Consider the following 20,242-nt stretch of genomic DNA (forward strand, 5'->3'; position numbering starts at 1 on the left):
CCGGCGAGCAACCAGTAGTCGCCGGGCCTTGGGATCGACCAGCGACTGAATCCGAAACCAGGCAGCGCCCGCTGCAGCGCTCCGACTTTCATTTCGATTTGCCGCCCGAGCTGATCGCCCAGCGCCCCTTGCCGGAGCGCGGTGCCAGCCGTCTGCTGGCGCTCGATGGCCAGACGGGCGCGCTGCGCGACCTGCACTTTGGCGATCTCCCGAGCCTACTGCGCGCTGGCGATCTGTTGGTGTTCAACAACACCCGCGTTATCCCGGCGCGGCTTTATGGGCAAAAGGAAACCGGCGGCAAGGTCGAGGTGCTGATCGAGCGCCTGACCGGCGTGCGCGAGGCCATCGCGCAGGTGCGCGCTAGCAAACCACCACGGCCCGGCACGCGCATCCGGCTCGCCGATGGCCAGACTCTCATTGTGAGCGCCCGCCAGGACAGCTTCTACCAGCTTCAAGCCGAGCAGGAAGACATCACCACGCTGCTCGCACGCCACGGCCATGTGCCGCTGCCGCCCTATATCGAGCGCGCCGACGACACCAGCGACCTCGAACGCTATCAGACGGTCTACGCGCGTCGAGCCGGTGCCGTGGCGGCGCCGACCGCCGGGCTTCATTTTGATGACGGGATGCTAAAGCAGCTTGAGGCCATGGGCGTCGACTTTGCCGAGCTGACACTGCATGTCGGTGCCGGCACCTTTCAACCGGTGCGGGTGGACAATCTCGACGAACATCAAATGCACGCCGAATGGCTTGAGGTCAGCAGCGAAGTGGTGGACGCGATCACCCGCGCCAAAGCCAGAGGCGGACGAGTAGTCGCGGTCGGCACCACCAGCGTGCGCAGCCTGGAAACTGCTGCCGCCGATGGCCAGCTCAGGCCCTTCTGCGGTGATAGCCGGCTCTTCATCCGCCCCGGCTATCGCTTCCGCGTTATCGATGCCATGGTGACCAACTTTCACCTGCCCGAGTCCACGCTGCTGATGCTGGTGTCCGCCTTTGCTGGATACCGGAATATTCTGGCCGCCTACCAGCACGCCGTCGCCGAGAGGTATCGGTTTTTCAGCTATGGGGATGCGATGTTTCTGACGCCACTGAGGCACTCGTCATCGTCATCCTGAAGCATCTGCCGTTACTGACTTGCCGGTATCCAGCAGGCGTTCATCCATTGCCGCATTTCCTCGCGGGTGTTGCGCAAATTGGCCCTGGCATCCATGCGGGTGATCCGGCCATCGCCATTGACGTCTCCACAGGCCGCTCGGGGCAAGTAGCACTCTTGGATCCAGATGCGATGCTCGTTGATTCGTTCAGCTTTAAACGTGCTGATGTCACTTGAATCGACTTGTCCGTCGCCGTTCACATCGGCGCAGGAAAAGTAGTCCATCGTGATCGTATTATCAATGAAGTCAAGGAAACTGCTCACGCGCGTGTAAACGCCGTACTTTCCGGGTTCGGCGCAGCCAATGCCCCAGCTGGTGATTCCTGCGAGCGTCCAATCGCTTCCCACAGGAATCATCAAGGGTCCGCCGCTGTCGCCTTGACAGGCATCCTTACCCCCGGCTGCGTAGCCCGCGCACAGATTGGACGCGACAATGTCCTCGCCGTAGTAGGCCCTCTGGCAAGTCTGGTTACTCACAACAGGCAATGCGACCTGTTGCAGAATGTCGGGATAAGAGGTGTTCCAATCCCGTGGGTTGGTATCTCCCCATCCGATAACCGTTGCCATTGACCCCGCTGCGATTTCCGGTGCCTGGTAAAGCGGGAGCGCAGGGTAGCCGCTAGCAGGGGTTTCGAGCTCGATCAGAGCAATGTCATTGATGTCACCGTCGTAGTCAGGATGATTGACAATGCGTTTGGCGCCAATTCTGACCCCGATGCCCTGGCTGAGGTCTGTTCGCAGATTATCCACGCCTATAACGACGTCGACCGTCGCCGGGGACTCGCCCTCCGTGCAGTGCGCGGCGGTGACCACCCAGTAGGGATCGATGAGAGTGCCGCCGCAGAAGGCGCCGTCGGCAGGGTTTGCATCGGAAGCGGAGATCAGAGCGGCCATCCAGGGCCAGGTCCCGCGAGGTGCGTCCTGCCCCCCGATAATCCTTGTCTGTGCATTCTGACTGTTGGGTGGCGGATTGTTGGCCGCAGGTGCGGCCGCGGCCAGCGCAACAGAAGCCAAGAAAACCGATAAAGATATTTTCTTCATTTTGTGCCTACACATGTTCACGGTTGAGGCTAACGCGCACCTGGCAGTCAGGGCGACGATTGCGAAACGTACTGATTTGGGCCGACACACCGATGCGCAAGGTGGCCTAAGGCTCTTGCGCAGGCGTTTGCTCTTTGACTATAGCAGAAGCAGTTTGACTTTAGAGCTGAGGTTTCGTTCCTGCTCAATGCGCGGGTTGCACCGCATGCGCCTGAGGTGGATGCGCAGTCGAATCTCACGCGCAAGGCGAATATCATGCCATGCTTGCTATCGGGGAAGGCGCCCGCACCCTGGTGAGTGGCCACGTTGCCCGCCCTAAATTATCCACACCCGAGCCCTCACCCAATCCAACCGCAAGAATTGCTTGCACACGGCGATTAACCGCTCAGATTCCTCGCGTCCACAGGCGTGTCTATGACCATTTCTGTTAGAAAACTCGTGCCATTTCTGCTGCCGGTGCTCATCATCGGCCTGGCGCTCGGTCTGTTTCGCTTTCTCAAGGCGACCAAGCCCGCGCAGACGCCACCGCAGGTGCAGGAGCGGGTGTGGCGGGTCGCGGTCGAGACGATCAACCCGGAGCCGCTCGCCCCCGAGTTGACGCTCTATGGCCAGGTGGGAACGCCCGACCTGCTCAATTTGACCGCCTCCGCCACCGCCTGGGTGGAGCAGGTGGCAGTGCGCGACGGCGACCGGGTGCGCAAGGGCGATCTGCTGCTGGAGCTGGATTCGCGCGACTTCCTGCCGCGCATCGAACAGGCGCGCTCGGAGATTCAGGGGCTCGACGCGGAGATCGAGAGCGAGAACAACCGCCACGAAACCGACCAGCTTGCGCTTGAGCAGGAGCAGGAGCTGCTGGAGCTGGCCGACCAGGGCGTTGCGCGCCAGCAGCGGCTAAAGACGCAAAAGGTCGGGGCCGAGCAGGCGCTCGACGATGCTAAGCAACAGCAGGCGCAGCAGGCGCTGGCGGTATCCAATCGCAAGATGAGCATCGCCGATCATCCCAGCCGTTTGCGCGGTTTGCAGGCCAGGTTGGCCAGCGCTAAGGCGAAGCTCGCGCAGCTTGAGCTGGAATACGAGCGTGCGAGCCTGAAAGCGCCTTACGATGGTGTGATCGCCGATGTGGAGGTGACCGCAGGAGATCAGGTTGCGCGCGGGGAAGTGCTGCTGACACTTTATGCCATTGGTAGTCTGGAGGTGCGTGCGCGCATCCCGGCGACCTATCAGGAGGAGATTCTCGCCGCTCTCAATGCGGGAGAGGTGCTCTCCGCGTCCTCCGAGGTCGCCGGGGCCGACGTTAGTCTGCGCCTTGCGCGGCTCGACGGCGAGGCGCAGGCAAGCGGCATCGACGGGCTCTTTAAGGTTGCGAATCATGCCGAGCTGCTGCGCATCGGTCAGCTCCTGACCCTTCGCATGGCGCGCGAGCCGCAGGCCGATGCAGTGGCTGTGCCCATGGCGGCGGTTTATGGCGGCGAGCGGGTCTATGAGATCGAGGAGAATAAGTCCCCTGAACCGGTGCTGCGCATGCGTGGCGTGGCGGTGGAGATGCTCGGCACCCGTCGCGAACCTGACGGCCGCGAGCTGGCCCTGGTGCGCTCCCCGGAGCTGACCGCGGGTGACCGTCTGGTTATCACTCACCTGCCCAATGCCATCAATGGGCTGCGCGTGGAGGTTGTCGAGTGAGCGCCAGTGACCGGGCTGGACCCGCGGGTCGTCAGACCGTTGCGAAGGGGCCGGGTATGGGGCAGGCGATGGGGCATAAGTCAGACCTGATCGGCCTGTTTGCGCATCACAAGGTCGCGGCCAATCTGCTGATGGTCATCATGCTGATGGCCGGTGCCTTTGCCATCGATCGGCTGAACGTGCAGTTCTTCCCGAGCTTCGATCTTGAGATCGTCACGGTGCGGGTGGTCTGGACCGGCGCCAGTGCCGAGGACATCGAAGACGGCATCACCAATCCGCTCGAGCAGCGACTGCGCACGCTCGACAATCTCGACAAGATGACCTCTACCTCCAGCCAGGGGTTGTCGTCGATCACGCTGGAATTCAAAGAAGACGCCGACCCACTGCTGGCGCTCGATCAAGTCCGTCGCTTTGTCGATGAGTTCCGCAACTTCCCGGCCGATGCCGAGAAGCCCCAAGTGGCGCTGGTCACCCGCTACGAGCAGGTCGCGCGGTTGCTGATTACCGGACCGGATTCGCCCGACGAGCTGCGCCAGTTAGCGCGCCAGCTCGAGACCGAGCTGATTGACCGTGGCATCGACAAGGTCGATATCAACGGGCTGCCGGACGAGGAGATCAGCATCGAGATCGACAACGCTCGGCTCGAGGAACTCGATCTCAGTCTCGGGCAGATCGGTGATCGGGTGGCGGCCTTCAGCCGCGACCTGCCAGCAGGCTCGGTTGGTCGCGGGGAGGGCGCGCGCGAGCTGCGCAGTCTCGACAAGCGGCGCGATCCGCTGGAGTTCGCCAGCCTGCCGGTGCAGACCCAGGCCGAGCTGCGGGTCAACCTCGGCGACATCGCTAAGGTAGAACGGCGCCCCAGCGACGGCAGCGTGGAGCTGAGCTACCGCGAGCAGCCGGCGGTGGAGCTGATCGTGCAGCGCGCCGAGACCGGCGACTCGCTAGCGGCGGCCAAGGTGTTTGACCAGTGGCTCAAGGATACCCGCCCGACGCTGCCGCCGGGCGTCGAGCTGCGGGCCTATGACCAGTCCTGGACCCTGATCCGCGATCGCATCATGCTGCTGGTCGGGAATGGACTCGGCGGTCTGGTGCTGGTGGTGGCCATTCTCTACCTGTTCCTGACGGGGCGGGTGGCCTTCTGGGTCGCTTGGGGTATTCCAGTGTCCTTTGCCGCGACCCTGTTCATCATGCTGCTGACCGGCGGCAGCATTAATATGATCAGCATGCTGGCGCTGATCATGGCGCTCGGCATCATCGTCGACGATGCCATCGTGGTCGGCGAGGACGCACTCGCTCATTACCAAATGGGCGAGGACCCACTATTGGCCGCCGAGGGCGGGGCGCGGCGCATGATGGCGCCGGTCATCGCCTCCTCACTCACCACCATCGCTGCCTTCCTGCCGCTGATGCTGGTCGGCGGGCGCATCGGCAATATCCTGATTGCCATCCCCTCGGTGATCATTGCGGTGATCATCGCCTCCTTGATTGAGAGCTTTTTTGTCCTGCCCGGGCATCTACGCCATGCCTTCGTCCACTCGCACAAGGTGCAGCCGCATTCCATCCGCGCGCGGCTCGATCGCGCGTTCGATGATTTTCGCGACAGGATTTTCCGACCGCTGGCGACCTTTGCGGTGCATCAGCGCTTCGCGACCATCGCCAGTGCCCTGGCGTTGCTGATTCTCGCCGTCGGGCTGGTGGCCGGCGGCCGGGTGAGCTTTACTTTCTTTCCGACACCTGAGCCCCAGGTGCTATACGCCAACGCCACCTTCGCCGCCGGCACGCCGCGCGCGACTGTGGATCGCTTCCTGAACCACCTGGAGGAGCGCCTCTATCAAACCGAGCAGGAGTTCGATCAAGGCCAACTGATCAATCTGGCGGTGACCTATCACGGCTCCAAGGCCGGACCTGGTGGTGGTGCGGCCGATCAACTTGGCGCCATTCAGGTCGAGCTGCTTCCGCCGGACGAACGCTCGGTGCGCAACAACGAATTCATCCGCGATTGGCGCAAGAACCTGAAATTACCTGCCGGGCTTGAGCATCTGACGATTACCTCGCGCCGTGTCGGCCCTCCGGGACGGGATCTGACCATCCGCCTCACCGGCCGCGGCGCAGAGCAGCTCAAGACCGCCGCGCTCGATTTGAGCGAAACCCTGTCCGGCGTCCCTGGCGTGCTCGAGGTCGAGGACGACATGGCCTATGGCCGCGAGCAGCTGATCTACTCCCTCACACCAGCCGGCGAGGCGCTCGGGCTCACGGTGGCTGATCTCGGTAACCAGTTGCGCACCGCCTACGACGGACGGCTGGTGCAGATCTTCCAGGACGGCGCGGATGAAGTCGAAGTGCGCGTGCGCTTGCCCGACGCCGAGCGCGACAGCCTGGCCAGCCTTTACCGGCTCAATATCCGCACCCCGGACGGGCAATCGGTGCCCCTGACCGCGGTAGCCAAATGGCGCTCGCGCCAGGGCTTCGAGGTGCTGCGTCATGCTGACAGCAAGCTGGCGGTGGAAGTGACAGCTGATGTTGACACCAATCAGGCCAACACCGACCGCATCATCGCCGCGCTGCAAGAAGGCCCGCTGCCGGAGCTGGAGCGCACCCACGGCATCAGCTATTCGTTCGAGGGACGCTCGGCCGACCAGCGCGACACACTCTCCGACATGCGCAAGGGCGCACTCCTCGGGCTGACGCTGATCTACATCATCCTCGCCTGGGTGTTCGCCTCCTACGGCTGGCCGCTGGTGGTCATGGCTGCCATTCCCTTCGGCATCAGCGGCGCTTTCTTCGGCCACTGGATCATGGGCATGGATCTCACCATCCTGTCCCTGTTCGGCATGTTCGGCCTGTCGGGTATTGTGGTGAACGACTCTATCATCCTGGTCAGCTTCTACCAGCGCTTGCGCGGCGAGGGTATGGCGGTGCGCGATGCGTTGATCGAAGCCTCCTGCCAACGCCTGCGCGCCGTGCTGCTCACCTCGCTGACCACCATCGCTGGCCTCACCCCGCTGCTGTTCGAGGACTCCTACCAAGCCCAATTCCTCATCCCCATGGCGACCTCCATTGCCTTCGGCCTGGCCTTCTCCACCCTGCTGGTGCTGCTCGGCATCCCGGCGCTCCTGTCCCTGCACGAGAGCATCCACCACCGCCTGCTGTGGCTACGTGAGCGGTTGAGCGCCATGCTGGGTTGAAGCCTACAAGGATGTATTCACGGCATCCCCCGCGAGCGTTACCCGGTCCAAAACCCGAAGCTGATTTGGGCGGGCTAGCGAGTGGTGTTCACGTTTAGCTGGTAATCAACGCAGGGGTCGATGGCGGTTATCAGGAGTTGAGCCAGTCGTTTGATCTCGGCAGGATCATCATCCCTGGCGCTGGGCGGTAGGCTGGTTAGTGCCTGGGCGAGGCTGCCTTGGGGGTGGAAATTCCATTCGGTCGGTGCGAGCACCTGGTGTTGTTCGATGCGCGCTTCGCGCGCAACCAAGCGGTGCACTAGCAGTCCGCGCGCGGCGGGGACGGCGGCGATGCAGGTGTTGGGATTGGCGCGATGCGTCTGAACGGGTGGCGGTGCCTTGGTGCCGGTTGTCGCCAAGTCGGTTAGGGTTTGCGCGAGTTCGCTCAGCAGGGCGGTGAAGCGGGTCAGCAGGCCGTTGCCTTGGGTTTGGATCAGGTCGGCGACAAGCGGGTGGTCAGCCATGCGCGCGAGTGGGGTGGTTTCGTGACAGTGATTGGAGATGGTTGGAGTGGCGATGAACGCCTCTGCGTCCTCGCCGCGCAGTTGCTGCTCGAAAGCGGCGAGATTGGGCGTGGTCAGAAAATGTGTCTGGGCGTGGCCGAGCCGGTCAATGCCTTGGTCCTGGATAATCCGTGAGAGTTTTGCGGCAGGAGCCTGGCTGTCGCGCATCCAGCGCTGCCAGCCAGCGATGGTTTCGCAGCTTGTAAGCCAGTCGGCGGCGGGCATGCCTAGGGTGGCCTGCTCGGCAAACGCGATGAGTTCGCGCGGCGCTTGTTCGCTGGCCTGGGATGGCGATGGAGATGGAGATGGGAAAGGGGATGGGAAAGGGGATGGGAAAGGGGACGGAGAGATTGATGGGGAGGGGAGTGGCTGTATCGACCCTCCTAGGGTGAATGGATCGGCTCTCGCCCGCAGGCGGGCTTTTAACCGCTGATAGCTCTGCATGGCTTGGGCCATGCGGGCATCTTCGCGCGGCTGTTCGAGCAGTGGTGGCCAGTCGAGCAGCAAGCGCCATAGGTGCTCTTTGATCAGCTCCGCCTGCACGAGCTGCTGTCGGACATGTCGGGTGGCTGCATCGGGCGTGATGTTGAGAATCTGCTCGGCGGTGGTCGCAAAGGCCTGGGACTGCGCGGTGGCGCAAAGGCTGTAGAGCAAGGGGATCTGTCGGGCGACCTCGGTGACGGCCTTTCCGGTAAAGACCTGGGATGCCGTCAATGGGCGTGACGAGCGGATATCCACCTGCCAGCGCTCGCCGGTCCAGGCAAGCGCGATCTGCAGGCGTCCGGCAATTGTGTCCATGGCCATTTTGTCCACGTCAGTTGTGCTTTAGCCGCGATCGGGGTTTGGGTGTTGGTGCGCTCGCTTCGGTTGCGCGTTTGCCGGAAAACGGAAAGATCCTTCGAGCTGCGACGAGACCGGATGGCGCGCGACGGGATTAGAGTCGCACTCTGACTCGATAGGTCAGGGTGGTTTCGCCTTCTGCGGGGACTTCGAGTGTCCAGACTGCGGTGCGGGCGTTGCCTTTCTCGTGGGGTGCGCTTTCCTCAAGGATTTTCCAGTCGCCGGGGATGCTTTCCTGCAGGGTAACCTTGGCGGCTTCGGGTTTGGCGTTGCGCATGACGATCTCGAAAGCGCTGTCATACTCATATTGCCAGGGACCGCTGCCGGAGCGCTTGCTGAACTCCGTCTGCTTGCGCTCGGCGGTGAGGTCGAACGACTGGCCGAGCAGGACCTTGACGGTTTCGTTCTTCGGCGTGTGGTCGATGTTGTCCTCGCCGATGAATTGCGCATTGCCTGCTGCGTCGCGCTTGTAGACGCGCAGGGTGCCGGCAGGCAGCGGCATGCCGAGATTGGACGCTTCATCATTGGTGAATTCGATAAAGACCTGCACGTCGAGGTCTTGCGCGAGCTCGCCAAGCGCGCGCTGGTAGGCGCCGGCACCGCCCTGAATTAACAGCTCTTTGCCGACTTTCGCGTCGGGCGCCGCGAGCAGACTGACTTGCTTGGACTGGTTGTCGGCAATGGTGGTCGGCTCCGCCAGACTATAGAGGTGATACTCGAACAGGGCCTCTTCCTGCATGGGCGGCGCGGCCGCGGCCACCATCCGTCGCTGCGCTAACTGGGAGAATTCGGCGACCGGCTCGGGGGCGCGGTTTACATCGCCGGCAACCAGCTGCAACTGGGCGTCGTGGTAGCTGCTGCCGCTGCGGTTCTCGAGGGTGACCCAGCCGGTCAGGTCGAGCCGGGTCTCGTCGCTGCTGAGTTCGCCGACATAGTCCGCCTGCCAGCTTAAGCCCCCTGTCAGGTAGCTGAGCTCGAGGGTCTGCGGCGCGGTGACCTGGTTGTCCAGTCGCATCGACAGCGTCGGGCGGTCGCGCAGATTGCTCGGAATGTCACGATAGACGATGCGGTAGGGCAGGCTGCCGATGCGTCCGGTCTCGATGCGGTCGCCAAGCTTGAGCACCACGCCGTCGTTCGCGGCGAGCACGGTGGCGGTTTCCTCGGTTTCTTCGCCCGTGGTTGGATGGGTGCTGATCAGCCCGACCTCGCGGCCGACGTATTTCTCCAGCAGTTTGCCGGGGGTCAGCAGGTCGAAGTCGAAATTCTGCTCGATGACCCGCGGTGCCTGCTGGCCATCTTCGGTCGCCCGCAGCAGCGCGGTCTGGGGCTTGATCTGCGCGCTGACGTCGCGAAAGGCCAGGTCCAGCCGGCCCTCGGGCAGGCTGATCTGACGCTGGTCTTTGATAAGCGCCAGATTGCTGTTGTAGATGGTCACCGCCATGGCGGTCTGGTCGGCCAGGGTGGTGCTCACCTCGGGCAGGGCGGGGGCGGGCTGATTCGGGTTTTGTTGGGTGTCCGGTGGATTGGCCATGACCGCCTCCGCGAGTAAGAGTCCAAGAGCGGTGGTGAGAAACGGTCTGGGGGCCTTTCGGATGGTGGCTGCTGGCATTGAAGGAAGCTCCGGTCTGGGTGATGCTGCGATCAAGAGTGGCCTTTTCCGCCGGGGGAAGCAACTGTCACATCGAGCATCATCAGCATGAATCTCATGCCTGCATACTCCGAGGTGGCCGGGACCATGGGCGTTCGGTTTAAGATGTCGTTTTTTCCGGCGGCGTTTTCTCGCTGCGTTACCTTGCCGATGGGTCATGAATCCCCTTAAACGTCTTGCCGCGCAGACGGCGATCTATGGCGTCAGCAGCGTCTTCGGGCGCTTTCTGAATTATCTGCTGGTGCCGCTCTTTACCTACAGCTTCGCGCCGGCGGAGTATGGCGTGGTGGCTGAGTTCTACGCCTACATGGGCTTTCTGGCGGTGCTGCTGGTGTTTGGCTTGGAGACGGGGTATTTCCGCTTCCGCGCCGATGATCCGGCCTCGGCTGCGTCGGTGTATGCGACTGTGGTCAGAGCCTTGTTGGTGGCAAACGGGGCCTTTGTGCTGGCGGCCGTGGTTTGGCGCGAACCGGTGGCGGAGTTGCTGCGGCATGGGGCGCATCCGGAATACATCGTTTGGACGGCGGCCATCCTGGCGCTGGACTCGCTTGGCGCGGCGGCCTTCGCCCGGCTGCGGGCGGAGAACCGGGCGATGCGCTTTGCGGTGATCAAGCTCATTGAGATCGGCGTCAATATCGGGCTGAATCTGTTTTTCATCGTGCTGTGCCGCCAGGCCTACCAGGCCGATCCGGGCTCCGCGCTCGGGCAGTTGTGGTTGCCGGAGATCGGCATCGGCTACGTTTTTGTCGCCAATCTAGCGGCGAGCGGTTTGAAACTGCTGTTGCTCAGTCCGCAATTGCTCGGCGCGGTGCGCGGATTCGATCGGCATCTGCTCAAGCGGCTGCTGCGTTATTCACTGCCGTTGGTGGTGGTCGGAATGGCTGGTATCGTCAACGAGATGCTCGATCGCGCAGCGCTCAAGTATCTGCTACCAGGGGACAATGCCGCGAACATGGCGCAGCTTGGCATCTACAGTGCTTGCTACAAGCTGTCGATTTTGATGACGCTGTTTATTCAGGCCTTTCGCTACGCCGGCGAGCCGTTCTTTTTCTCTTACGCCGGGCAGGAGGACGCGCGCGCGACCTATGCCTTGGTGTTGAACTGGTTTGTGGTGTTCTGCGTCGGCATCCTCTTGCTGGTGGGGCTGAATCTCGATATTTTTCAGTATTTTGTCGGCTCAGCGTATCGTGAGGGTCTAACCGTGGTCCCGGTGCTGCTGTTTGCGAATCTGCTGCTCGGCATCTATGTGAACCTTTCCATCTGGTATAAATTGACCGATCGGACGTTGCTCGGAGCAGGTGTGGCCTTGATCGGTGCCCTGGTCACTGTGTTCATGCTGCTCTGGCTGGTGCCGCGTTTTGGCTATCAGGGCGCCGCCTGGGCGCATCTGGCATGCTATACGGTGATGGTGCTGCTGTCTTATCTGCTCGGGCGGCGCTTTTATCCGGTACCCTATGACCTCAAGCGTGTGTTCGGCTATCCGCTGCTGGGGCTGGCCTTGCTTGCGCTCGACCGGGCGCTGTTCGGGCTCCCCCTGTCAGTTGGGCTGCCAGTTGGGCTTCCAGTTGGGCTAACAGCAGGGCCATCAGCCGGACTGGATCCGGGACACTGGCCGGTGGCGTTGTTTTGGCTCGGGCTTTTCGCGACCATTGTGATACTGGTGGACGGGCGCGGGCTCAAGAGCGCTCTGATGGCTGGGCGCCGCGGCCCGGCCCGGCCCGGCATGGATTGCTAAAAATGGCCGCTCGAAGCAGCGGACGTTTGAAACAGGGTATGGTTGAAAACGCCGCTCACGGCTGCGTTGTCGCTGCGGCATGAATTTGTTAACTTGGCTCCTGATCTTGGGGCGGAGCTAGGTTCCGTCCGACGATTTAATCTCCTACATAAGGTTCCCATGAGACCCAAGCTGATTTTCGTCACCGGCGGTGTTGTGTCTTCGCTCGGTAAAGGCATTGCATCGGCTTCCCTTGCTGCCCTGCTTGAGGCGCGCGGGCTTAAGGTCACCATGATCAAGCTGGATCCCTACATCAATGTAGATCCCGGCACCATGAGCCCCTTCCAGCATGGGGAAGTCTATGTCACCGACGATGGCGCGGAGACGGACCTGGACCTCGGCCACTATGAGCGCTTTCTGCGCACCCGCATGGGGCGTAAGAATAATTTCACCACCGGGCAGATTTACGAAAGTGTGATCCGCAAGGAACGCCGCGGTGACTATCTTGGTCGCACCGTGCAGGTGATTCCGCACATCACCGACGAGATCAAGGACAGTATTCGCCTGGGCGCCGGCTGGTGCTTGGATGCTGACGACGGCGAGACCGATGTTGCCTTGGTCGAGATTGGCGGCACCGTGGGCGACATCGAATCCTTGCCATTTCTCGAAGCCATCCGTCAGATGCGCATCGAGCTTGGGCGCGAGCAGGTGCTGTTCATGCACCTCACGCTGGTGCCCTATATCCGCGCGGCGGGAGAGATCAAGACCAAGCCGACCCAGCATTCGGTCAAGGAACTGCGCTCCATCGGTATTCAACCGGACATTCTGCTGTGTCGTGCTGAGCATCACCTGCCGGATGATGAGCGGCGCAAGATCGCGCTCTTCACCAACGTGACCGAGAATGCGGTCATCTCGGCCGTGGATGCTGACAATATTTACCGCATTCCGTCGATTCTGCATGCGCAGGGTCTTGATGAGCTGGTCGTGAAGCAGTTTGGGCTCGAAGTGCCGCCGGCTGATCTGTCTGAGTGGAACAAGGTGCTTGACGGGTTTGAGTCGCCGCGCGATCAGGTCACCATCGGCATGGTCGGCAAGTACATGGACCTGACCGAGGCCTACAAGTCATTGTCCGAGGCCCTGGCCCACGCCGGGGTGCATGCGCAGGCGCAGGTCGAGATCCGTTATCTGGATTCCGAAGACATCGAACGCTCGGGCACCGGCGTGCTTGATGGGCTGGACGCCATTTTGGTGCCGGGCGGTTTCGGCGGGCGCGGCATTGAGGGGAAGATCGCCGCGGTGCGCCATGCGCGCGAGCAGCGCATTCCCTACTTGGGTATTTGTCTCGGCATGCAGGTCGCGGTGATCGAATACGCCCGCGATGTGGCCGAGCTTGAGGGCGCGCACAGCACCGAGTTCGCCGCTGATACCGAGCATCCGGTCATCGCCCTGATCACCGAATGGGAAACCGAGACCGGCGCGCGCGAGCGTCGCGATGCCAGCGCGGACATGGGCGGGACCATGCGCCTGGGCGGGCAGAACTGCCGCCTGGAACCGGGCAGCCTGGCGCGGTCCATCTATAGCCAGCACCAGATCCGCGAGCGCCACCGCCATCGCTTTGAGTTCAATAACCAGTATCTCGACCGCCTGAAGGACGCCGGGCTGCGCTTCTCCGGCTGGTCGCTCGACGGGCGCCTGGTCGAGATCATCGAAATTCCGGATCACCCCTGGTTCGTCGGCTGTCAGTTCCATCCCGAGTTCACCTCGACCCCGCGCGACGGGCATCCGCTGTTCCGCAGCTTTATTGAGGCGGCGCGCGATTACCGGCGCAGCCGCACTGACTGAAGGAGCCGGGCCGATGCGTCTCTGTGGTTTTGAGGTTGGCCTCGACCAACCACTGTTTCTGATCAGCGGCCCTTGTGTGATCGAGAGCGAAGGACTGGTGCTGGAGATGGCCGCCGACCTAAAGGCGATCACCGAGGCACTGGGGGTCCCCTATATCTTCAAGGCCTCTTTTGATAAGGCCAATCGGTCATCGATCGATAGCTTTCGTGGGTTAGGCTTAGAGACTGGGCTGCGCATCCTCGAGCGGGTGCGCACCGAAGTGCGGGTGCCGGTGCTGACCGATGTGCATGAGGATACGCCGGTCAGTGAGGTGGCGGATGTGGTCGATGTGCTGCAAACGCCGGCCTTTTTGTGTCGGCAGACTAACTTCATTCAAGATGTGGCGGCGCAGGGCAAGCCCGTCAATATCAAGAAGGGGCAGTTTTTGGCGCCCTGGGACATGGCGCAAGTGGTGCGCAAAGCGCGCGAGAGCGGCAATGACCAGATCCTGGTGTGCGAGCGCGGCGTGAGCTTCGGCTACAACAATTTGGTCTCGGACATGCGCGCACTGGCGGTGATGCGCGAGACCGGCTGCCCGGTGGTGTTCGATGCGACTCACTCGGTGCAGCTGCCAGGCGGGCAGGGGCATGCCTCGGGCGGACAGCGTGAATTCGTGCCGGTGCTGGCGCGCGCGGCGGTGGCGGCCGGGGTCTCGGGTCTCTTTATGGAGACGCACCCGAACCCGGATCAGGCCAAGAGCGATGGTCCCAATGCCTGGCCGCTGGGGAAGATGCGCGAGTTGCTCGAGACTCTGGTTGGCATTGACCGGCTGGTGAAGGCGGGTGATTTGGCTGAAACGGCTTTGCTGGGAGCGGCTGCTTCGCGGACGTGAACCGGCTTTTCGATTTTTCATCTTTCAACTTTCTGGAGCATTCACCATGTCTGAAATCGTCGAAATTCGTGCGCGGGAGATTCTCGACTCGCGCGGCAATCCGACTGTCGAAGCCGATGTGATCACGGCCGATGGCGCCATTGGTCGTGCCGCGGTGCCCTCGGGAGCCTCGACCGGCTCGCGCGAAGCCTTGGAGCTGCGCGATGGCGACAAATCCCGCTATGGCGGCAAGGGCGTGCTCCATGCCTGCGCCAACATCGGCGGCGAGATTCGCGAGGCAGTGCTGGGCATGGAGGTCTCGGACCAGACTGCAATCGACGAGCGCATGATCGCGCTCGACGGCACCGACAACAAAGGTCGCCTGGGCGCCAATGCCATCCTCGGTGTGTCCATGGCCGCGGCCCATGCTGCTGCGCAGGAAAAGGCTCTGCCGCTCTATCAATACCTCGGCGATGGTAATTACCGCCTGCCGGTGCCGATGATGAACATCATCAACGGCGGTCAGCATGCGGATAACAGCGTCGATTTTCAGGAGTTCATGATTTTGCCGGTGGGCGCCGCCAGCATCCGCGAGGCGGTGCGGTATGGCGCCGAGGTCTTTCATGCGCTGAAAGCGGTGCTCAAAGGTCGCGGGCTGGCGACCTCGGTGGGTGACGAGGGTGGTTTCGCCCCCGATCTCCCGTCGAATGAAGCCGCCATTGAGGTGATTCTGGAAGCTATCGGAAAGGCTGGCTTCAAGGCTGGGCAGGATATTTATCTCGGGATGGACGTGGCCGCGTCTGAGTTCTACGAGAACGGCCGCTACAACCTCGCGGGCGAGGGGCGCACTCTCGATGCTGCTGGCATGACCGACCTGTTGCTCGACTGGTGCGCCAAATACCCCATCATCACCATTGAGGATGGCCTGGCCGAGGGCGACTGGGAGGGCTGGAAAGATCACACCGAACGACTCGGCGCCAAGGTGCAGGTGGTAGGCGATGATCTCTATGTCACCAACACCAAAATCCTGCAGGAAGGCATCGATAAGGGCATTGCTAACTCTATACTCATCAAGGTCAATCAGATCGGCACCCTGACCGAAACTTTGGCTGCGATCAACATGGCCCATGGCGCCGGCTACACCGCCGTGGTATCGCACCGCTCGGGCGAGACCGAGGACACCACCATCGCCGATCTGGCGGTCGCGGCCGCGACTGGGCAGATCAAGACCGGTTCGCTGTCGCGCTCTGATCGCGTCGCCAAGTACAACCAGCTGATGCGCATCGAGGATCAGCTTGGCGATGGCGCCGTCTATGCAGGGCGTTCGGCGTTCAAGCAGCTGGCCTAGGGCGACCAGCATGCGCGTTCGGCCCGGGATAAGCCGGCAATCCATGGTGCTGGGGCAGCGTCAAGCGCACCCATCAGGACGGGGTAGGCAATGACGTCCATGCGCTGGTTTGTGCTGGGCCTGGTGCTCCTGCTCGGGGTGCTGCAGTATCGACTCTGGGTTGGCGAAGGCAGCCTGGCGCAGTTGCACACGCTCAAGCTCCAACTCGCCGATTCCGAGACGGAACTTGAACGCTTGCGAACGCGCAATCAGGCGCTGATTGCCGAGGTCGAAAGCCTGAAAACCGGCCTGGCCGCAATTGAGGAGCGCGCCCGTTTCGATCTCGGCATGATCCGTGACGGCGAGTTTTTCCTGCAGGTGATCGAGAAGCCGCCGGTCGAAGGTGGCCGTTCCCAATCTGGCTCCAAAACTGGCTCCAAATCGGGCGAGCCATGATGTCCGCGCCCGGTGCCGATGCCAAGACTCGCACACGGCTAGACTGCTGGGGGCTGATTCCCGCCGCGGGCGTCGGGCGCCGTTTCGGTGCCGCGGTGCCCAAGCAGTACCTAAAGCTTGATGGGCGCCGCGTCATTGATCATGCGCTGGATCGGTTTCTCGCACATCCAGGCATTCGTGGCTGCGCCGTGGTGCTGCATCCGGATGACCCCTATTGGCCGGAAGGCCCGCACGCGTCCAATCCGGCAGTGCTGCGCGCCGACGGCGGGGCAGAGCGCTGCCATTCGGTGCGCAACGGCCTGGACGCTTTGGCGGCGGTGGCCGATGAGCAGGACTGGGTGCTGGTGCATGATGCCGCGCGCCCCTGTCTCAGGCGCGCGGATCTCGACGCCCTGCTTGCCGTGCTGGCCGACGACGAGCCGGTTGGCGCCTTGCTCGCGGTTCCAGTGCATGACACCGTCAAACGGGCGAGGACTGCTGAAATGGCCGAACGCACCCTGGTGGCCGAGACGGTGCCGCGCGCCGATCTCTGGCGCGCCTATACACCTCAGGCGTTTCGGCTCGGGGAGCTGCGCGAGGCGCTCGATCGCGCACTCGAGAATGGCCAGCTGGTAACTGACGATGCCAGCGCCATGGAACTGCTCGGGCGCTCACCACGCCTGGTCGAAGGCCACAGTGACAACATCAAGATCACGCGCCCGGAGGATCTCGCCCTGGCGCGATTTTTTCTTTCTCAACAGGAGTCAGCATGCTGATTGGTCAGGGGATTGACGTGCACCGCTTCGCCTCCGGGAGGCGGCTGGTGCTGGGCGGGGTCGAGATTCCGCACGAGCTTGGGTTGGAGGCGCACTCCGACGGCGACGTGGTGATTCACGCGCTCTGCGACGCACTGCTCGGTGCTGGCGGCTTCGGCGACATCGGGCATCATTTCCCGGACAACGATCCTGCCTTCAAGGACATCGACAGCCGCGTGCTGCTGCGTCGTGTGATGGCGACCCTTGCAGAGCATCAGCTGTCGCTGGTCAATGCCGATCTCACCATCGTCGCCCAAGCACCCAAGCTTGCGCCTCACATTCAGGCAATGCTCGAATGTCTTGCCGGCGACATCGGCTGCAAGCCCGCGCGGATCAATGTCAAGGCCACCACCAGCGAGCGGCTGGGCTTCACCGGACGCGGGGAGGGGATCGCCACCTTCGCGGTAGTGCTGCTTGATCATCCGCCCGGATGGCTGGACTGACACGCGCTGACAGCATGGACGGTCTCTCAGCTCAGCCAAGCGCCTCGGCGGAAACCCAGGATTTCGTCCGGGATTTCGTGCCCTTCGACGCCTTGCCGCGCGCGCATGGCCCGGCGCTCGTGCAATGTCTGCTGCGCGCCGCGCCCGAGGACTTTCTCGTCGAGGAGACCCTGAGCTTCTCGCCCGACGACGAGGGTTCGCACTGGTTGCTGCAGGTGCGCAAGACGGGCGCTAATACCGAGTGGGTGGCGCGTCAACTGGCGCGGATCGCGGATGTGCCGGTTAGGGATATCGGCTACGCCGGCCTGAAGGACCGCCACGCGGTGGCCATCCAGTGGTTTTCCCTGCCCTTGGGCGAGGGGCCGGCGCCGGACTGGTCACCGTTGGTGGATGATGGCGTCGAGGTCCTTGGCTGTCACCGCCATGGGCGCAAGCTGCGTCGCGGGGCGATTGCCTCAAACAGCTTCGCGCTGCGCCTGCGCGAGTTATCCGGCGATGTAGCAGCTCTGGCAACGCAGCTGGAAGCCATCGCCCGCTACGGCGTGCCGAACTACTTCGGGCCCCAGCGCTTCGGTCGCGACGGCGGTAATCTGGCGGAAGCTGGGGCGCTCTTGGTTGGGACCGGAACTGGGACTGGAAGTAGGACCGCAACCGGGGCACGCGCCGGGATTGAAGCCGGAGCTTCGGGCGGCAAGGGCAGGGGACGGCGCCTGTCCCGTCATCGCCGCGGTTTGTTGCTGTCTGCCGCGCGCTCGGCCTTGTTCAATCAGGTACTGGCGCGACGCGTCGCGCTTGGCAACTGGAACCAGGCTTTACCGGGCGAACGACTACAGCTGGCGGGGAGTCATTCGCATTTTCTGGCGGAAACGCTTGATGAAACTATCATCGAGCGCCTTGCCAGTGGCGATATATCGCCCACCGGCCCGCTGTGCGGGGCAGGAGAATCCCTGACAACCGGCGTGGCCGCGGAGTTGGAAGCTCAAGCGCTGGCTCCGTGGACGGATTGGATCGATGGACTCGCGCGCGCGGGTTTGCGCGCGGAGCGCCGTGCGCTGATACTGAGGCCCCTGGACCTGACTCACCAGCTTGAGGCCGAAGACTGCCTGATGCTGCGGTTTCGGCTGCCGGCGGGTGCTTATGCGACCTCCGTGCTCAGAGAGTTGGCAGACTGGAGCGAGCCGGCGCCGATTGGGCGGGAGCAGTGAACTCACTCGGGCAAGATCCCGGAGCCATGCTGGCTGACCTCCTGCACAAAGGCCGTTGGGATTGCCGGCGGGCTCAGCGATCACGCCCCCGGCGGCGCTGGGACTTGGCCGGGTTGCGCAGCAGCACATAGAGGGCGCCGGTGCCGCCATCGCGCTGGGGGGTGGAGCAGAAGGCCAGCACCTCTGGGCGCAGTCGCAGCCAGTAGTTGAGCTTGCGCTTCAGCACCGGCTGGCGATCTGGGGAGCGCGCGCCTTTGCCGTGGATGATCCGGGCGCAGCGCAGATGGCGCTCGCGGCAGTGGGCAAGAAATTCGCGCAGGATCGCTTCGGCGTGTGCGGCGGTCAGGCCATGGAGGTCAAGCTCCAGGTCGATGGCGATGCGCCCGCGTTGTAGTTCGGCCAGGACGCGGCGCTGCACCCCGGGCTGGGTGTAGAGCAAATAGTCAGGCGTTTCGACTTCGTGCTCAGAAAGCTTCCGCGGCGCGTCCTCGTCGATTTCCGGCGGGCGCGGTCGGGGGATTGGTGGTGGGCGCTCACGGTAATGGACCGGAGCCTCGAGCTCGAGCGGCTCGGCATCATCAACGGCTTGCCGAAAAAGCTCGGAATCAGACTCTTGAACCCTTTTTTTCATCCAATGTGTGATAGATTGCAGCTCTCGGCTGGGGCAGTATAGCAAGGGACGCCAAAATGGCTCAGGCGCATCCTGCATCAGGGTTCGCCGAAGATGTGTCTACATGAAGATTCTTCTCAGCAACGATGATGGTTATCGCTCGCCCGGCTTGCATGCGCTGGCCGGTGCGCTGTCGCGGTATGCCGAGGTTGTCGTGGTGGCGCCCGATCGGGACCGCAGCGGTGCCAGTCATTCGCTGACATTGGATACACCCATCCGCGCGGAGGAGGTCGAGCCTGGCCTGTACCGCGTCTTTGGCACCCCGACGGACTGCGTGCATCTGGCCTTGTCTGCCTTGCTCGATGCGGAGCCGGACCTGGTCGTGGCGGGGATCAATCACGGTCCCAATTTGGGCGATGATGTGATTTACTCTGGCACCGTGGCCGCCGCGACTGAAGGACGCTTTCTTGGCCTGCCGGCGGTGGCTGTGTCGAGCACCGCTTACGAGCCGCGACATCTGGACACCGCTGCCGATTTCGCTGCGCGCCTGGTGGTGCGGCTGTGCGAACGCCGGGGGGCGGACCAGACGGATTTGCAAGCCGCGCTCTTCGCCGGTCAGATGATTTTGAACCTCAACATCCCGGATCTCCCGGAGGCCGACATTAAGGGCTTGCTCGCCACCCGACTCGGCAATCGCCATAAATCGGAGCCCGTGATCCCGGCCCAGGACCCGCGCGGGCGCCCGGTCTATTGGGTCGGGCCGCCAGGGCCGGAGCAGGACGCCGGAGACGGGACGGATTTCGCCGCCGTGCGCGACGGTTATGTCTCGGTGACGCCTTTGCAGGTGGATTTGACCCGCCATGGCGCAGTTGCCGCGCTGGATGCGTGGCTGGAGGACATGCGGTAATGGGA

General features: G+C 63.0%; 16 protein-coding genes. 12 read left to right on the forward strand and 4 right to left on the reverse strand.

Annotated elements, in window-relative coordinates; all coding sequences use genetic code 11:
* The first annotated feature begins 71 nt into the window (after nucleotides 1-71).
* Nucleotides 72-1,115 (forward strand): tRNA preQ1(34) S-adenosylmethionine ribosyltransferase-isomerase QueA, encoded by a 1,044-nt coding sequence (queA, locus tag Thiosp_RS11265; protein WP_201063184.1) that lies wholly within the window; start codon nucleotides 72-74, stop codon nucleotides 1,113-1,115.
* A gap of 11 nt (nucleotides 1,116-1,126) precedes the next feature.
* On the opposite strand, the gene Thiosp_RS11270 is transcribed toward queA, so the two are convergent.
* Nucleotides 1,127-2,194: a trypsin-like serine protease gene (locus tag Thiosp_RS11270; RefSeq protein ID WP_201063126.1), complete on the reverse strand. Its 1,068-nt coding sequence runs from the start codon at nucleotides 2,192-2,194 to the stop codon at nucleotides 1,127-1,129.
* A gap of 414 nt (nucleotides 2,195-2,608) precedes the next feature.
* On the opposite strand from Thiosp_RS11270, the gene Thiosp_RS11275 reads away from it, so the two are divergent.
* Both Thiosp_RS11275 and Thiosp_RS11280 read left to right on the forward strand, forming a co-directional pair.
* Entirely contained in the window at nucleotides 2,609-3,874 is a 1,266-nt protein-coding gene (locus tag Thiosp_RS11275; protein WP_201063127.1) for an efflux RND transporter periplasmic adaptor subunit, read from the forward strand.
* Nucleotides 3,875-3,942: 68 nt separating this feature from the next.
* Complete coding sequence (locus Thiosp_RS11280; RefSeq protein ID WP_242518177.1) at nucleotides 3,943-7,059, forward strand: efflux RND transporter permease subunit; 3,117 nt, start codon at nucleotides 3,943-3,945, stop codon at nucleotides 7,057-7,059.
* Between the two features lie 74 nt (nucleotides 7,060-7,133).
* Here the strand turns inward: Thiosp_RS11280 and Thiosp_RS11285 are convergent, their stop codons facing one another.
* A complete protein-coding gene (locus Thiosp_RS11285; RefSeq protein ID WP_201063128.1) occupies nucleotides 7,134-8,399 on the reverse strand; it encodes a nickel-dependent hydrogenase large subunit in 1,266 nt (421 codons plus the stop codon).
* A gap of 136 nt (nucleotides 8,400-8,535) precedes the next feature.
* Nucleotides 8,536-9,972, reverse strand: a complete 1,437-nt coding sequence (locus Thiosp_RS11290; RefSeq protein ID WP_242518178.1) for a DUF4139 domain-containing protein — start codon at nucleotides 9,970-9,972, stop codon at nucleotides 8,536-8,538.
* A 274-nt stretch (nucleotides 9,973-10,246) separates the two neighbouring features.
* Between Thiosp_RS11290 and Thiosp_RS11295 the strand changes: the two genes are divergently transcribed.
* The 8 genes from Thiosp_RS11295 (at nucleotide 10,247) to truD (ending at nucleotide 18,720) form a co-directional block, all read left to right on the forward strand.
* The gene (locus Thiosp_RS11295) at nucleotides 10,247-11,824 is read left to right on the forward strand and encodes a lipopolysaccharide biosynthesis protein (protein WP_201063130.1); all 1,578 of its coding nucleotides are present in this window, start codon (nucleotides 10,247-10,249) and stop codon (nucleotides 11,822-11,824) included.
* A gap of 159 nt (nucleotides 11,825-11,983) precedes the next feature.
* A complete protein-coding gene (locus Thiosp_RS11300; RefSeq protein ID WP_201063131.1) occupies nucleotides 11,984-13,645 on the forward strand; it encodes a CTP synthase in 1,662 nt (553 codons plus the stop codon).
* 13 nt (nucleotides 13,646-13,658) lie between these two features.
* Entirely contained in the window at nucleotides 13,659-14,516 is an 858-nt protein-coding gene (gene kdsA / locus Thiosp_RS11305; protein WP_201063132.1) for a 3-deoxy-8-phosphooctulonate synthase, read from the forward strand.
* Nucleotides 14,517-14,562: 46 nt separating this feature from the next.
* Entirely contained in the window at nucleotides 14,563-15,843 is a 1,281-nt protein-coding gene (eno, locus tag Thiosp_RS11310; RefSeq protein WP_201063133.1) for a phosphopyruvate hydratase, read from the forward strand.
* Nucleotides 15,844-15,933: 90 nt separating this feature from the next.
* Complete coding sequence (ftsB, locus tag Thiosp_RS11315; RefSeq protein WP_201063134.1) at nucleotides 15,934-16,278, forward strand: cell division protein FtsB; 345 nt, start codon at nucleotides 15,934-15,936, stop codon at nucleotides 16,276-16,278.
* Entirely contained in the window at nucleotides 16,278-17,033 is a 756-nt protein-coding gene (ispD, locus tag Thiosp_RS11320; protein WP_201063186.1) for a 2-C-methyl-D-erythritol 4-phosphate cytidylyltransferase, read from the forward strand. Before ftsB ends, ispD begins: the two co-directional genes overlap by 1 nt.
* Nucleotides 17,027-17,515 carry a 2-C-methyl-D-erythritol 2,4-cyclodiphosphate synthase gene (gene ispF / locus Thiosp_RS11325; RefSeq protein ID WP_201063135.1) on the forward strand — a complete coding sequence of 163 codons (489 nt, stop codon included), beginning with the start codon at nucleotides 17,027-17,029 and terminating at the stop codon, nucleotides 17,513-17,515. The genes ispD and ispF overlap by 7 nt, the downstream gene beginning before the upstream one ends.
* Complete coding sequence (truD, locus tag Thiosp_RS11330) at nucleotides 17,503-18,720, forward strand: tRNA pseudouridine(13) synthase TruD (protein WP_242518179.1); 1,218 nt, start codon at nucleotides 17,503-17,505, stop codon at nucleotides 18,718-18,720. Before ispF ends, truD begins: the two co-directional genes overlap by 13 nt.
* A 73-nt stretch (nucleotides 18,721-18,793) precedes the next feature.
* Here truD and Thiosp_RS11335 read toward each other — a convergent pair whose 3' ends face one another.
* Nucleotides 18,794-19,351, reverse strand: coding sequence for a Smr/MutS family protein (locus Thiosp_RS11335; RefSeq protein WP_201063136.1), 558 nt, complete (start codon nucleotides 19,349-19,351; stop codon nucleotides 18,794-18,796).
* A gap of 103 nt (nucleotides 19,352-19,454) precedes the next feature.
* Here Thiosp_RS11335 and surE point away from each other — a divergent pair, with 103 nt between their 5' ends.
* Nucleotides 19,455-20,237, forward strand: a complete 783-nt coding sequence (gene surE / locus Thiosp_RS11340) for a 5'/3'-nucleotidase SurE (protein WP_201063137.1) — start codon at nucleotides 19,455-19,457, stop codon at nucleotides 20,235-20,237.
* Nucleotides 20,238-20,242: the final 5 nt, after the last annotated feature.

The sequence above is a fragment of the Thiorhodovibrio litoralis genome (assembly GCF_033954455.1).
GTDB lineage: Bacteria > Pseudomonadota > Gammaproteobacteria > Chromatiales > Chromatiaceae > Thiorhodovibrio > Thiorhodovibrio litoralis.

What these genes read in the sequence shown, in the direction of transcription:
- Thiosp_RS11270 (WP_201063126.1), bottom strand. Translation starts at nt 2,194, where the DNA reads ATGAAGAAAATATCTTTATCGGTTTTCTTGGCTTCTGTTGCGCTGGCC.
- Thiosp_RS11275 (WP_201063127.1), top strand. Translation starts at nt 2,609, where the DNA reads ATGACCATTTCTGTTAGAAAACTCGTGCCATTTCTGCTGCCGGTGCTC.
- Thiosp_RS11280 (WP_242518177.1), top strand. Translation starts at nt 3,943, where the DNA reads ATGGGGCATAAGTCAGACCTGATCGGCCTGTTTGCGCATCACAAGGTC.
- Thiosp_RS11285 (WP_201063128.1), bottom strand. Translation starts at nt 8,399, where the DNA reads ATGGACACAATTGCCGGACGCCTGCAGATCGCGCTTGCCTGGACCGGC.
- Thiosp_RS11290 (WP_242518178.1), bottom strand. Translation starts at nt 9,972, where the DNA reads ATGGCCAATCCACCGGACACCCAACAAAACCCGAATCAGCCCGCCCCC.
- Thiosp_RS11295 (WP_201063130.1), top strand. Translation starts at nt 10,247, where the DNA reads ATGAATCCCCTTAAACGTCTTGCCGCGCAGACGGCGATCTATGGCGTC.
- Thiosp_RS11300 (WP_201063131.1), top strand. Translation starts at nt 11,984, where the DNA reads ATGAGACCCAAGCTGATTTTCGTCACCGGCGGTGTTGTGTCTTCGCTC.
- kdsA (WP_201063132.1), top strand. Translation starts at nt 13,659, where the DNA reads ATGCGTCTCTGTGGTTTTGAGGTTGGCCTCGACCAACCACTGTTTCTG.
- eno (WP_201063133.1), top strand. Translation starts at nt 14,563, where the DNA reads ATGTCTGAAATCGTCGAAATTCGTGCGCGGGAGATTCTCGACTCGCGC.
- ftsB (WP_201063134.1), top strand. Translation starts at nt 15,934, where the DNA reads ATGACGTCCATGCGCTGGTTTGTGCTGGGCCTGGTGCTCCTGCTCGGG.
- ispD (WP_201063186.1), top strand. Translation starts at nt 16,278, where the DNA reads ATGTCCGCGCCCGGTGCCGATGCCAAGACTCGCACACGGCTAGACTGC.
- ispF (WP_201063135.1), top strand. Translation starts at nt 17,027, where the DNA reads ATGCTGATTGGTCAGGGGATTGACGTGCACCGCTTCGCCTCCGGGAGG.
- truD (WP_242518179.1), top strand. Translation starts at nt 17,503, where the DNA reads ATGGCTGGACTGACACGCGCTGACAGCATGGACGGTCTCTCAGCTCAG.
- Thiosp_RS11335 (WP_201063136.1), bottom strand. Translation starts at nt 19,351, where the DNA reads ATGAAAAAAAGGGTTCAAGAGTCTGATTCCGAGCTTTTTCGGCAAGCC.
- surE (WP_201063137.1), top strand. Translation starts at nt 19,455, where the DNA reads ATGAAGATTCTTCTCAGCAACGATGATGGTTATCGCTCGCCCGGCTTG.